Here is a 13318-nt window from a genome sequence, read left to right as displayed (position 1 = left end):
CTACATCCCTGGTTCGCGATAAATCTCAGCTGCATAGCTGTCCTCAATAACGAATTCCCCCAAATTCTCGGGCAATCGCCCAGGAATTCCGTGAAAATCAGAACCACCGGTAATCATCAGATTATATTTATTGGCCATATCTATATAGCGCTGTGTATCCTCAGGGCTGTGCTTTGGATAAATAGCCTCAACCCCTTCTATCCCCTTTTTCAGCAGCTCCTCCACCAGTTCATCATCATGGATCAGTCTGGGATGAGCCAAAACTGGAATACCGCCACTTTGTTTAATAAGGTCAATAATCTCCTCCGGCTCCAACAGAAAATGTGAAACGTAGGCAGGGCACCCCTTGCCCAGCACCTTATCGAAACATTCCTTGACGGAACCAAAGGCACCCTTTTTCATCAGCGCCTGTGCAATGTGAGATCGGCTGATGGAAGTGCTGTCACCGGCTATTTCCAATACATCCGTCTCAGAAATATCATATTCCAGCTTCTGCAATTTCTGCACTATGCTGGAAAAGCGCAGCCATCTGGCCTCCACCACATCATTGAGTCTGTCAGCCAGCGTCTTGTCAAAAATATCAATATTATAGCCCAGAATGTGAATCTCATGTATCTCGTGATGAGCACTGAATTCAATGCCTGGAATAATCTTGATGCCCTTGGCGGGATAACGGTCTGCCTCATACAGCTGACGGATGCCATCAACAGTATCGTGATCCGTAATAGCTATATAATTCAGCCCCGCAGCCTTGGCCGCATCAACCAGCTCCTCAGGAGTCAACCGACCGTCAGAACTGGTGGTATGCATATGTAAGTCACTAGACATGAATTTTCTCCCCAAAAATATACTCTGGCGTAATATATTCGCAGTAAACTGCCAAATATCCTGCAAAATACTTATTCTTTAATCAGAATTCGCTCCACGCCCACGGGTTTATTAGTGGCATCATCTATTTCCACCACAATGGCCGAATAAACAGCCGGACCGTCTGCCAAATCAAATCTGGCAGGCATACATGATGTAAATTTTTTGATGATTATGTCGGATTTAACACCCAGCACTGAATTCCATGGCCCCACCATGCCCAGGTCTGTAATGTATGCTGTACCCTCAGGCAAAATGCGCTCATCAGCGGTCTGAATATGGGTATGGGTTCCCACCACCACCTGTACACGGCCATCAAGGTAGAAGCCCATGGCCATCTTTTCTGAAGTGGTTTCAGCATGGAAATCCAGAATCTTAATATCCGCCTCATCCCCGATTTCAGACAGCACATCCTCAATCTTCTGGAACGGACAGTCCATCTCCGGCATAAAGGCACGTCCGGACATATTAATCACTGCCAGATTTTTTGCTTTAAACGGATACAGGCACCAGCCCTTTCCGGGAGCCCCTTCAGGATAATTGGCAGGGCGGATAAGATAAGGGTCAGTATCAATAACCTCATAGACCTCCCGCTTATCCCAAATGTGATTCCCCGAAGTAACAATATCTGCCCCGGCAGCGTAGAGTTCATCAAGGGATTTGCGGCTTACTCCCTTTCCCGCTGCAGAATTTTCACCATTAACAATAACAATATCTATATTATGTTTTTCACGAAGCTCCTTGGTATACTTCTTAAAGGCTTTACGGCCGGGACGGCCCACCACGTCACCAACAATTAAAATCTTCACAGGCAATCCCTCATTTAAATTAAATCATTGTCATAAACCATGACCCTGCCCTCTTCACGGACACCCACCATGGACTCGGGAATCTTGTTTTCCTTAAGGAATCTGATGCGGTGATCTATCATTTCCGACTGCATGAAAATCAGGTCCTCATCAGGATTTCTCACCTCGTCGGTTATGATAATATCAGCAAACTTTTCCTTCAGCAAGCTGACAATAAGGCCAACCTCTCCCCTGGAAAGACTGGCAATATCCCTATAAATCTGCAGGGAAAAATTCTCATATACAAAGCCCAGCTTTCCGCCGCTGGTATGCTCAATATTATGATAAAGCGTAAGGCTGTCCTCAATCAGCCGTTCAGCCTCTTCAAATTTTTCCTTCTCCGGAGCCTCCCTGACGGAAATCTCCATAATAACAGCCTTTTCCTTGGAGTCCAGGCGAATCTTGGAAAATTCAGGAAAGCAAATAAGAAGCCCAGCCACCAGCTGCACGCTGTCCATGCTCACTTCACTCTCAGTGCCGTTAGAATAATCCATATTTCCCGCCTCCTTTGTAAAACAGTTTTAAAAAACTCCAAAGAGCCGGCTGACGCCGGCTCAATTATTTTTTACTTAAAATACTCTTATATTATACCATAAAATCAGAGTTATTTCTCAATTATGATATGGCTAAAAAAATGGTCTGATACATAATCATGTACCAGACCATTATAAAAAATTTTTTCTTTTAGATTATTTTGCGTAATCTACTACGCGGGTTTCGCGGATAATGGTTGCCTTGATTTGGCCTGGATATTCAAGCTCAGCCTCAATCTTCTTAACGATATCATGAGCAAGTGCAACTGCTTCCACATCATCAACCTTGTCTGGCTTAACCATTACGCGGATTTCGCGGCCTGCCTGAATGGCGAAGCAACGCTCAACGCCATTGAAGGACTCGGCGATTTCCTCGAGACGGGTAAGACGCTTAAGATAGGTTTCAAGGCTCTCACGGCGGGCACCAGGACGGGCTGCAGAAACAGCGTCCGCTGCTGCCACCAGAACTGCCTCAACAGTCATAGGCTCCTCGTCGCCATGGTGAGCGGCGATGGCATTAATAACATTCTTGGATTCTCTGTACTTCTTGGCAATATCAGCACCAATAGTAACATGAGTACCCTCAACCTCGTTGTCGATTGACTTACCAATATCATGGATAAGACCGGCACGCTTTGCCAGCATAACGTCTACGCCCAGCTCTGCGGCCATCATACCAGCCAAATGGGAAACTTCCACAGAATGATTCAGCACATTCTGGCCATAGCTTGTACGATATCTCAGACGCCCCAGCAGCTTAATCATCTCTGGATGCAGACCATGAACACCAGTATCAAAGGTTGCCTGCTCGCCGGCTTCCTTAATACGCTGCTCCACCTCACGGCGGGCCTTGTCAACCATTTCCTCAATTCTTGCTGGATGGATACGACCATCGGTAATGAGCTTCTCCAGTGCGATGCGGGCCACCTCACGGCGAACCGGATCAAAACCGGAAAGGATAACTGCCTCTGGGGTATCATCAATAATCAGGTCAATACCAGTCATGGTTTCAAGAGCGCGAATGTTACGGCCCTCACGACCGATGATACGGCCCTTCATTTCATCATTTGGCAGAGCTACTACAGAAACTGTAGTCTCTGCAACATGATCAGCAGCACAACGCTGAATTGCCAAAGAAATAATATTTCTTGCCTTCTTTTCAGCCTCGTCCTTGGTCTGCTGCTCATATTCCTTAATCATGATGGCCTTTTCATGCTTCAGCTCTTCCTCTACCTCTGCCAACAGCATGTTCTTGGCCTCTTCTGGAGAAAGACCGGAAATACGCTCCAGCTCTTCCTTCTGTTTTTCATGCAGCTCCGTAATCTCAGCCTGGCTCTTTTCCAGCTTGGCCTCTCTGGAAGCAAGGTTCTCCTCCTTCTTTTCCAGAGCGTCAATCTTGCGATCAAGATTTTCTTCCTTCTGAACTATACGGCGCTCATGGCGCTGAATCTCGGAGCGGCGCTCACGAGTATCCTTATCCAGCTCCTGACGAAGACGATGGACATCCTCCTTTGCCTCCAGCAGCTTCATCTTCTTCGCTGCTTCACCTTTTTCCTCAGCATCACGAACGATACGCTTTGCTTCTTCCTCAGCAGAACCAATCTGCTGCTCGGCTGCTTGCTTGCGCATCATATATCCGCCAAAGCCGCCCACTAACAGGGCAACAACAGCTGCTCCAACTATTTCAATGATAATAACACACCTCCCTACTAATTATTAAGCCTCTCTAAGCATTAATTATCATTATTTGTTGACTGGAATGTTTTACCCAGCCATACTATTATATTTTACTTAAATACACAAATAGTGTCAAGGAAGGGTAGCTTTAACGCTTTAGTAATTTACCATGTTACTTGCGCCATTCGGCAGTATCAAACAACAGGGTTACAGGCCCATCATTTTCCGAAGTAACCTTCATCATGGCACCAAATTCACCATGCTCTACTCTAAAGCCCTTCTCCCGGCAAACAGCCATGAACTTCTCATAGAGAGGAATAGCCATATCCGGCTTGCCGGCACCGGAAAAGCTGGGACGACGTTTTTTCACATCAGCATAAAGGGTAAACTGGGACACCACCAAAAGGCTTCCCCCAACCGCCTCCAGATTAAGGTTCATCTTATCATCTTCATCCGGGAAAATGCGGCAATTGCAGATTTTCTCCGCCAAAACCTCCGTGTCCTCCTCAGTGTCCTCCGGGGCAATCCCCAAAAGCACCAAAAAGCCTTTATCTATAGCTCCGTGAATCTTGCCGTCAATTTCCACGGAAGCAGAATTAACTCGGGTAACAACAGCTCTCATTTTTTCCTCCATATCACGCAAAAAGGGCTCGCTGCTGCAAGCCCTTTGTCTTGAACTTCACTATGTTATTCTAACATAATTTTTATTATTTTCCAGCCTTCATTCTGTTTATGGCACTAAAGAGAGCCATAATAGAGGCGGTGATAATATCTGTATCCATTCCGGCACCCCAGGTCATCTTGCCATCAGTTCCAGTTATGCCAATATAGGCCATAGCACGGGAATTTGCACCAATTTCCAGAGCGTGCTCACTATAGGTAAGGTCAGTGTACTTAATATCCGTATTCTCCTGAATAGCGTTGGACACTGCATCCAGACGGCCGTTGCCCCGGGCATTGAAGGTTACCATCTTCCCATCAATTTCCAGATCCACAACGCCGCAGCGGCTGCCGTCCACATCCTTCCTTAAGGTAAAGTCTATTAACTTGTACGGAGTTTCCACATTTACATAATTATCATGGAAAATCTGATAGATTTCATCCGGCATAAGCTCCTTATGCTTGTGATCAGATACACTCTTTACGCAATAACCGAAGTCCTCGCGCATTTTCTTTGGCATAGTAATGCCGTATTTCTGCTCCATAATGAAGGCCACGCCGCCCTTGCCGGACTGGCTGTTGATACGGATAACATCACCATCATATTCACGGCCCACATCATGGGGATCAATAGGCAGATATGGAGTAGTCCAATGGTCAGGGTCCTTTTCATCACGCCATTTCATGCCCTTGGCAATGGCATCCTGATGGGAGCCTGAGAAAGCAGCAAACACCAGAGCACCGGCGTAAGGCTGGCGAGGAGGTACCTGCATACGGGTAACCTTCTCATAGAGATCCACCAGCTTTGGCATATCGGTGAAATCCAGCTCCGGATCAACCCCCAAAACAAACATATTCATGGCAAGGGTAACAATATCCACATTACCCGTACGCTCGCCGTTTCCAAAGAGAGTTCCCTCAACCCGGTCAGCCCCGGCCAGCAGACCCAGCTCTGTATCAGCTACGCCGCAGCCCCTGTCATTATGTGGGTGCAGGGAAAGCTCAACTGCATCGCGGTACTTAAGATTCTGGGAAATATATGCCACCTGCATGGCATACACATGGGGCATTGACATTTCCACAGTTACCGGGATATTTATAATGGCCTTGTGGTCAGGAGTTGGCTGCCACACATCCAACACTGCATTACATACTTCCAAAGCATACTCCGGCTCAGTCCCCGTGAAGCTTTCAGGGGAATACTCAAAACGATAATCTGCCCCTGCCTCCTCAGTGAGCTGCTTTAAAAGCTTGGCACCATCCACGGCAATCTGCTTGATTTCCTCCTTGGACATTCTGAATACCTGCTGACGCTGGGCCACAGAGGTGGAATTATAAACGTGAACGATGGCGTTCTTTACTCCCTCCAGAGCCTCAAAGGTTTTCTTGATAATATGCTCACGGGCCTGGGTCAGCACCTGTACTGTAACATCATCAGGAATGAGATTGTCCTCCACCAGACGGCGAAGGAAAGTGTATTCTGTCTCAGAGGCAGCAGGAAAGCCCACTTCAATTTCCTTGAAACCAACCTCCACCAGCATCTTGAAGAACTCTATTTTTTCATCCAGGCTCATAGGGATAATCAGGGCCTGGTTACCATCGCGAAGATCAACGGAACACCATTTAGGTGCCTTTTCAGGATGCTCCTTGTACATCCAGCTCATATCTGGCTTTGGTGGCATATAATACCCCTTGGAATATTTTGTAAAATTCTTCATCATATTCTCCCCCTATGTTGTATTGCCTTCCCCTATGGGGAAGGTGGCACGCGAAGCGTGACGGATGAGGCCAGCTTGCAATAAAAAAGCCCTTCATCTCCAAAGAGACGAAAGACTGACTTTCGCGGTACCACTCAATTTCGCGCCCGTAAAGGCACACACTCACCGAATACGGTCATATCCCATGACTTCATATTCTCCTGATATAACGGTCAGTCCCGGCGTCACCTACTATCATCCCCAGTGCATTGGAACGAATTCAGCTGGCTGTTCAAAGGCCAGTTCACAAAAGCTCGTCTGCTGTCTCGCACCTGACGACAGCTCTCTGGAAGACTTCCTGATGCTACTATTCCTCATCAACACATTCTTATATTTACTTACTCGTTAAATATATCACACCCATAAGTGTTTTTCAAGCAATTCCATAAAAAATATGGGCATTTGTAAAGGTTTTGTCCTCTGCAAATGCCCATTTGTTTGTTAAATTGCAATAATTATATTGTAAACTCCCTTATTTAAAGGAAATATGTCCATCTGTCACCCTCATGGCTACATTGTCGCCTTCGGCCACATCACCTCTGATGATGGCCTTGGAAAGCTCTGTTTCCACTACACGGGTCAGCAGCCGACGGAGAGGACGGGCACCAAAGTTTGGCTCATAGCCCTCATCGGAAAGGTACTGCAACACATCATCATCCCAGCTGAGGGTAATCTTAACCTGCTTGCTTACGCGTTCGTTGAGATTCTTCAGCATCAGATCTGCAATCTCCCTTACCTGCTCCTTGGCCAGGGATTTGAATACCACAATATCGTCCACACGGTTGAGGAACTCAGGACGGAAATAGTCCTTAAGTATTTCCTTTACAGCCGCCTCAGCCTCATCATAATCCTTATTAAGGATTTCGTGGGAGCCCAGATTGGAAGTCATAATTATAACGGTATTCTTGAAGTTTACCACACGTCCCTTGCCATCAGTAAGACGACCGTCATCCAGAATCTGCAGCAAAACATTGAATACATCACGGTGAGCCTTCTCGATTTCATCCAGCAAAATTACGCTGTATGGCTGACGCCGTACTGCCTCAGTAAGCTGTCCGCCTTCCTCATAGCCCACATAGCCCGGAGGCGCACCGATAAGACGGGCCACGGAATGCTTCTCCATGTACTCACTCATATCAATGCGAATCATGCTGCGCTCGGAATCAAAGAGAGATTCCGCCAATGTCTTGGCCAGCTCGGTCTTGCCCACACCTGTAGGACCAAGGAAAATAAAGGAACCAATTGGCCTGTCCGGAGCCTTGATGCCGGCACGGGCCCGAAGAATAGCCTCGCTTACCACTGTTACTGCCTCATCCTGGCCGATGACACGCTGATGAAGGTTGTCCTCCAGATGTATCAGCTTCTCCCGTTCACCGGTCATCATCTTGGTTACAGGAATACCAGTCCAACGACTGACAACCTTGGCAATATCTTCCTCACCAACTTCTTCCTTGAGGAGCTGTTCATCGCCGGCCTTGGCCGCCATTTCCTCCTCCTGCTCCTTAAGCTGCTTTTCCAGTTCCGGCAGCTTGCCATATTTAAGCTCGGAAAGGCGGTTAAGATCATAATCACGCTCTGCCGCTTCCATCTGGCTGCGTACAGCATCCATTTCCTTTTTTATACCGCGAATACGGAGAATGGCCTGATGCTCAGAATCCCATTCCTCCTGCAAAGCCTCCTGCTCCTGCTGAAGCTGTGCCTTTTCCTTCTGAATGGCTGCCAGCTTTTCCTTGCCAGCCTCATCTGTTTCCTTCTGAAGGGCCTGTTCTTCAATTTCCAGCTGTAAAATCTTACGGCGAACCTCATCAAGAGGTGCCGGCATGGACTCAATTTCCGTACGGAGCTTGGCTGCAGCCTCGTCCACCAGATCAATGGCCTTGTCCGGAAGGAAGCGGTCAGAAATATATCTGTCGGAAAGGACAGCTGCAGAAACCAGGGCCGCATCACGAATTCTTACGCCGTGATGAACCTCATAGCGTTCCTTCAAGCCGCGGAGAATGGAAATGGTATCCTCCACACTTGGCTCACCCACCATAACAGGCTGGAAACGTCTCTCCAGGGCAGTATCCTTTTCAATGTACTTACGGTATTCATTTAAAGTGGTGGCACCAATACATCTAAGCTCCCCACGGGCCATCATAGGCTTCAGCAGATTGCCCGCATCCATGGAGCCCTCGGAAGCACCGGCACCCACAACGGTATGAACCTCATCAATAAAGAGCAGTATCTGACCGTCGGATTTTACGACTTCATTAAGTACAGCCTTTAAACGCTCCTCAAACTCGCCACGATACTTGGCACCAGCTATAAGGGCCCCCATATCAAGTGAGTACAATGTCTTACTCTTTAAGGATTCCGGCACATCCCCTGCCACAATGCGGCGGGCCAATCCTTCAACGATAGCGGTTTTACCCACACCTGGCTCACCAATAAGCACAGGATTGTTTTTGGTACGGCGGGACAAAATTTCAATGGTTCTGCGAATCTCCTCGTCACGGCCAATAACCGGGTCCAGCTTGCCCTGACGTGCCACCTGGGTCAAATCACGGCCATACTTTTCCAGGGCCTGATAGCTTTCCTCTGGATTGGTGGAATTAACATTCTGTTTTCTGTTCTTCTTGATGGAATCCTTCACCTTGCCACTGGTGAGACCGAAGCTTTTGCAAATTTCCCTGGCCTCATCACCGCCGTCCTCACAGATGGCCAGCAACAGATGTTCAGTGCTGATATAGGAGTCACCCATCTTCCCGGCCAGCTGTTCAGCCTTGGCCATAACACGGCCCAGCTCAATGCTCATGGTCAGACGGTCCTGTCCCTTGACACTTGGAATCTTCTTTAACTGTTCCTCAACGCTGGCCTGCAGCATTCTGGTATCCACATTGGACTCCTGAAAAATAGTTCCAAGAAGTCCCTCCGGCTCCTGGGCCAGTGCCATGAGCACATGAAGTGATGTGATTTCCTGATGATAGCGAAGTGCCGCATTCTGCTGTGCGGACTGTAAGGTATTTAAAACTCTCTGAGTGTATTTTTCCTGTTCCATATTCTGCTCCCTCCATTCTCCAAATGACTTGTATTTAGTCTTCTAAGGTTATTATAGCCGAATTAGTCAAAAAGTCAATTGATGTTTTAGACTTTTTGACTTTTTTTGTTAGGATAATAAAAAAGCTGTTCTCTCCCATATATTAGGGAAAGAACAGCCCTGCATTATGCCAGCATTATTTAATTCTTTTTTGGATTTTTCATATTTTTAAGAGTAACCTTAAAAACAGTCCCCTTGCCCAGTTCACTGTCCACATCGATTTTACCATGATGGGCATCAACGATGGTCTTGGCTATGGCAAGTCCCAAGCCATTGCCGCCCATGGAGCGGGAACGGGCCTTGTCCACCCGGAAGAAGCGTTCAAAGAGCTTATCCAAATCCTCAGCAGAAATACCAATACCATTATCCTTGACGGAAAAACGAATACCGCCCAAGCTGCCCAGCCCTTTGCCATCGTAGGACAGGGTTACTGTGCCTCCATCAGGGGTATATTTTATAGCATTATCCACCAAAATCAGCATAAGCTGCTGGATTTTCTGCTCATCGCCCCTGTACATAACCTGGCCGGAGGCATTTACATTAAGGGTAATATTCTTCTTCTCAGCCAGTGGCTGCATTTTGCGCCCCAGCTGCTCCATCATGGCGATAATATCAAACTCCTTAATGTCCAGCGACTCAGCATTATTATCCGATCGGGCAATCTGTAAAAGGGACCCCACCAGATTGGACATCTTCTTTACCTCGTCCTTCATGTCCTGTATTACCTGTTGCAGGAATGGGGACTGAATTGATTTATCGTTGGAAAGAAGATCCGCCGAAGCCATAATAACACTTAGAGGAGTTCTGAGCTCATGGGAAGCATCCGCCGCAAACTGGCGCTGTCTGATATAAGCCTGCTGCATATTGGCCACAACCCTGCCGGAAACCACATGCCCCAGCATAATGGCCGTAAGCAAGGCAATGAAGGAAATGGCCCCATAAAAATATGTGGCTTTTTTTATGCCTTTATAAAGGGCTGACACGTCCTTTCCCAGATATACCACACCGATTTTCTCGCCGGTAACCAGACGCACATCACAAGCCGTCATCATCAGCACCTTGGGCTTGTCCTCGTCCTGCTGCTGAACGTATATGGCCACTTCCCCAGTGGGAACGTCACCATGCTTTATTACCTCCAGCACGTCATCCTCTATACGTTCCGGTGCCCTGGAAAAATTCTGCAGCTTGCCGCTTTTGTCGTAGGTATAAAAAAACATTCTCTCCCGTTTGCCCAGATCGTCGTTACCCACATATACACCATTGCGTATCATGGTGGACTCCGTTTCCGAAACAGCATGTACCGTCTCGGAAAGCTCCCTGGCCTGCTCGGAGGTTACTGCCCATTCCATGGTCTGATGAGCCAAAAAGATTATTATAATAAACAGGCCAAACATCAACAGGGAATAGGCAAAGGTGAGCCTCATGCGGCTGCGGGAAAAGAGCCCGCCAAACTTTAGCCTATTTTGTTTCCAGTTTATAGCCAACACCTCTAATCGTACTGATCATAATCTTCCCATCAGCAGTATCAAGCTTTTTACGAATAAGTTTTACATAGGAATCGATGTTATTGGAGCTCACATCAGACTCAATACCCCAAATGCGGTCCAAAATGATTTCACGGGGCACAACAATACCGATATTCTGCACCAGCAGGTCAAAAATCTGGAACTCCCTTGGGGAAAGCTGTATCTCCTGCTTGCCCTTTAAGAGCAGCTTGGAAGTACGGTCCAGGGTAAAGCCCCCCAGCTCCACCACATCCTGCTGAATCTTCTGGCTGCTGCGGCGGCTGAGGGCACGCAGGCGGGCCATAAGCTCGGAAAACTCGAAGGGTTTCACAAGATAATCATCAGCACCTGCATCAAGGCCGGTAACCCTGTCCTCCACCGCATCACGGGCAGTAAGAAGCAGAATAGCCTTCTGATACCCCTCAGCACGAAGTCTGCGGCATGCATCCACCCCAGTTTCCTTCGGCATCATCCAGTCCAAAATGAGCACATCATAATCATCGTACATAGCACATTCATATATCATATCACCAGTGGTAACCCATTCAGTATTGATACCATCCTGCTCCAGCATATACTGGGTGAGCTTCCCCAGCTTCATATCGTCTTCTGCCAACAAAACCCGCATATATATCACCTCATCGTTATCTTCAAAAATAATCTGATTTATCACAAAGGGAGCCTCCGCCCCACTGTCATAATAATAGTATCATATTTTGAAAACTTTATGAAATCAGAAGTATCTTTTTCCCCATATATAAAAGGACTGTAACCAATACTGTTACAGTCCTTAATATTTAATAGTTATACGTTTGCACGGGTAAACTGGTCACGCAGAATTACGTCGTGGGAACCACCTTCCACAATGGAAGTGGAAGATACCAGAGTCAGGCGTGCCTTCTCCTGGAGCTCAGGAATGGTAAGGGCACCGCAGTTGCACATTGTAGAGCGGATCTTGCTGAGGGTAACCCCCACATTGTCATGGAGGGAACCGGCATAAGGCACATAGGAGTCAACGCCTTCCTCGAAGGACAGCTTCTTGGCGCCGCCCAAATCATAGCGCATCCAGTTGCGGGCACGGTTGGAACCTTCACCCCAATACTCCTTATAGTAAGTACCATTAATCTTAATTCTATCAGTTGGGGACTCGTCGAAGCGGGAGAAATATCTGCCCAGCATCATGAAGTCAGCACCCATGGCCAAAGCCAGGGTCATATGATGATCGTGTACGATACCACCATCGGAGCATACAGGAATGTATACGCCGGTCTTTTCGTAATATTCATCACGGGCCTTGCAAACATCAATAAGAGCAGTTGCCTGACCACGGCCGATACCCTTGGTCTCACGGGTGATACAGATGGAACCGCCGCCGATACCAACCTTGATGAAGTCTGCTCCGGCCTCTGCCAGGAACATGAAGCCATCACGGTCAACAACATTGCCGGCACCAACCTTTACATCCTCACCGAAATGCTCATGGATGTACTTCAAAGTCATGCGCTGCCATTCAGAGAAGCCCTCGGAGGAGTCAATACACAGTACATCAGCACCAGCCTTCAGCAATGCAGGAACGCGCTCAGCATAGTCACGGGTGTTAATACCGGCACCAACGATGTAACGCTTGTTGGAATCAATGAGCTCAAGCTCGTGTTCCTTGTTGGCTGTGTAATCCTTGCGGAATACCATATATACGAGACGCTGATTTGCATCTACCAATGGCAGCATGTTCAGCTTGTGCTCCCAAATAAGGTCGTTGGCTTCGGACAGAGTGGTGTTTGCACCGGCATAAACCAGCTTATCAAACGGAGTCATGAACTCAGAAGCAGGAGTATCCATGGTCATGCGGGTGATACGATAGTCACGGGAGGTTACGATACCCAGCAGCTTGCCTGTTGGCTCGCCGTTTTCAGTAACCGCCATAGTGGAATGACCGGTCTTCTCCTTCAGGGCAAGAATCTCACCCAGGGTGGTGGAAGGCATGATATTGGAGTCGCTGCGTACAAAGCCGGACTTGAAATTCTTAACCTTGGCCACCATGGCTGCTTCTTCTTCTATTGTCTGAGAACCATAGATAAAAGACACGCCGCCCTCACGAGCCAATGCAATAGCCAAAGTGTCGTTGGATACGGACTGCATTATAGCAGAGGTCATTGGAATATTCATAGAAATCTTTGGTTCTTCACCCTTCTTGAACTTTACAAGAGGAGTCTTCAGAGAAACATTCGCCGGAATGCACTTATCAGAAGAATAACCAGGAACTAATAAATACTCGCCAAAAGTGTGTGATGGTTCTTCAAAATAGAATGCCAACTTAATCCCTTCTTTTCTTTAAATTTTTAAACACATTTCAACCTTTAAAAACCTGTCGGGTCAAAAGATATTGTTACTA

Annotated in this window: 10 protein-coding genes and 1 other annotated feature; all 10 genes read right to left on the bottom strand. The window is 47.4% G+C overall.

What is annotated here, in order from left to right; genetic code table 11:
• The 10 genes from T525_RS0109330 to T525_RS0109285 all read right to left on the bottom strand — a co-directional run bounded on the left by T525_RS0109330 (position 1) and on the right by T525_RS0109285 (position 13239).
• The gene (locus tag T525_RS0109330) at positions 1–828 is read right to left on the bottom strand and encodes a PHP domain-containing protein (RefSeq protein ID WP_027406984.1); all 828 of its coding nucleotides are present in this window, start codon (positions 826–828) and stop codon (positions 1–3) included.
• A 71-nt stretch (positions 829–899) separates the two neighbouring features.
• Positions 900–1676, bottom strand: coding sequence for a TIGR00282 family metallophosphoesterase (locus T525_RS0109325; protein WP_027406983.1), 777 nt, complete (start codon positions 1674–1676; stop codon positions 900–902).
• Positions 1677–1690: 14 nt separating this feature from the next.
• Complete coding sequence (locus T525_RS0109320) at positions 1691–2209, bottom strand: hypothetical protein (protein WP_027406982.1); 519 nt, start codon at positions 2207–2209, stop codon at positions 1691–1693.
• A 195-nt stretch (positions 2210–2404) separates the two neighbouring features.
• Positions 2405–3940 carry a ribonuclease Y gene (gene rny, locus T525_RS0109315; protein ID WP_255346641.1) on the bottom strand — a complete coding sequence of 512 codons (1536 nt, stop codon included), beginning with the start codon at positions 3938–3940 and terminating at the stop codon, positions 2405–2407.
• A gap of 157 nt (positions 3941–4097) precedes the next feature.
• Positions 4098–4547 (bottom strand): D-aminoacyl-tRNA deacylase, encoded by a 450-nt coding sequence (gene dtd, locus T525_RS0109310; RefSeq protein ID WP_027406980.1) that lies wholly within the window; start codon positions 4545–4547, stop codon positions 4098–4100.
• A gap of 85 nt (positions 4548–4632) precedes the next feature.
• The gene (locus T525_RS0109305) at positions 4633–6303 is read right to left on the bottom strand and encodes a 2-isopropylmalate synthase (protein ID WP_027406979.1); all 1671 of its coding nucleotides are present in this window, start codon (positions 6301–6303) and stop codon (positions 4633–4635) included.
• A gap of 100 nt (positions 6304–6403) precedes the next feature.
• Positions 6404–6672, bottom strand: a binding site (T-box leader).
• Positions 6673–6814: 142 nt separating this feature from the next.
• Complete coding sequence (gene clpB, locus T525_RS0109300) at positions 6815–9382, bottom strand: ATP-dependent chaperone ClpB (protein ID WP_027406978.1); 2568 nt, start codon at positions 9380–9382, stop codon at positions 6815–6817.
• A 179-nt stretch (positions 9383–9561) separates the two neighbouring features.
• Positions 9562–10905, bottom strand: coding sequence for a cell wall metabolism sensor histidine kinase WalK (locus tag T525_RS0109295; RefSeq protein ID WP_232219210.1), 1344 nt, complete (start codon positions 10903–10905; stop codon positions 9562–9564).
• Positions 10880–11554, bottom strand: coding sequence for a response regulator transcription factor (locus T525_RS0109290; protein WP_027406976.1), 675 nt, complete (start codon positions 11552–11554; stop codon positions 10880–10882). The genes T525_RS0109295 and T525_RS0109290 overlap by 26 nt, the downstream gene beginning before the upstream one ends.
• Before the next feature lie 176 nt (positions 11555–11730).
• Positions 11731–13239 carry an IMP dehydrogenase gene (locus T525_RS0109285; RefSeq protein WP_027406975.1) on the bottom strand — a complete coding sequence of 503 codons (1509 nt, stop codon included), beginning with the start codon at positions 13237–13239 and terminating at the stop codon, positions 11731–11733.
• Positions 13240–13318: the final 79 nt, after the last annotated feature.

It is taken from the genome of Anaerovibrio sp. RM50, from assembly GCF_000622005.1.
Classification (GTDB): Bacteria; Bacillota; Negativicutes; order Selenomonadales; family Selenomonadaceae; genus Anaerovibrio.
Note: the sequence above shows the minus strand (reverse complement) of the source record. Positions and strands in the feature narration are given on the sequence as shown.

Coding starts and splice junctions, on each gene's coding strand:
- T525_RS0109330 (WP_027406984.1), bottom strand. CDS start 828: ATGTCTAGTGACTTACATATGCATACCACCAGTTCTGACGGTCGGTTG.
- dtd (WP_027406980.1), bottom strand. CDS start 4,547: ATGAGAGCTGTTGTTACCCGAGTTAATTCTGCTTCCGTGGAAATTGAC.
- T525_RS0109290 (WP_027406976.1), bottom strand. CDS start 11,554: ATGCGGGTTTTGTTGGCAGAAGACGATATGAAGCTGGGGAAGCTCACC.
- T525_RS0109305 (WP_027406979.1), bottom strand. CDS start 6,303: ATGAAGAATTTTACAAAATATTCCAAGGGGTATTATATGCCACCAAAG.
- clpB (WP_027406978.1), bottom strand. CDS start 9,382: ATGGAACAGGAAAAATACACTCAGAGAGTTTTAAATACCTTACAGTCC.
- T525_RS0109320 (WP_027406982.1), bottom strand. CDS start 2,209: ATGGATTATTCTAACGGCACTGAGAGTGAAGTGAGCATGGACAGCGTG.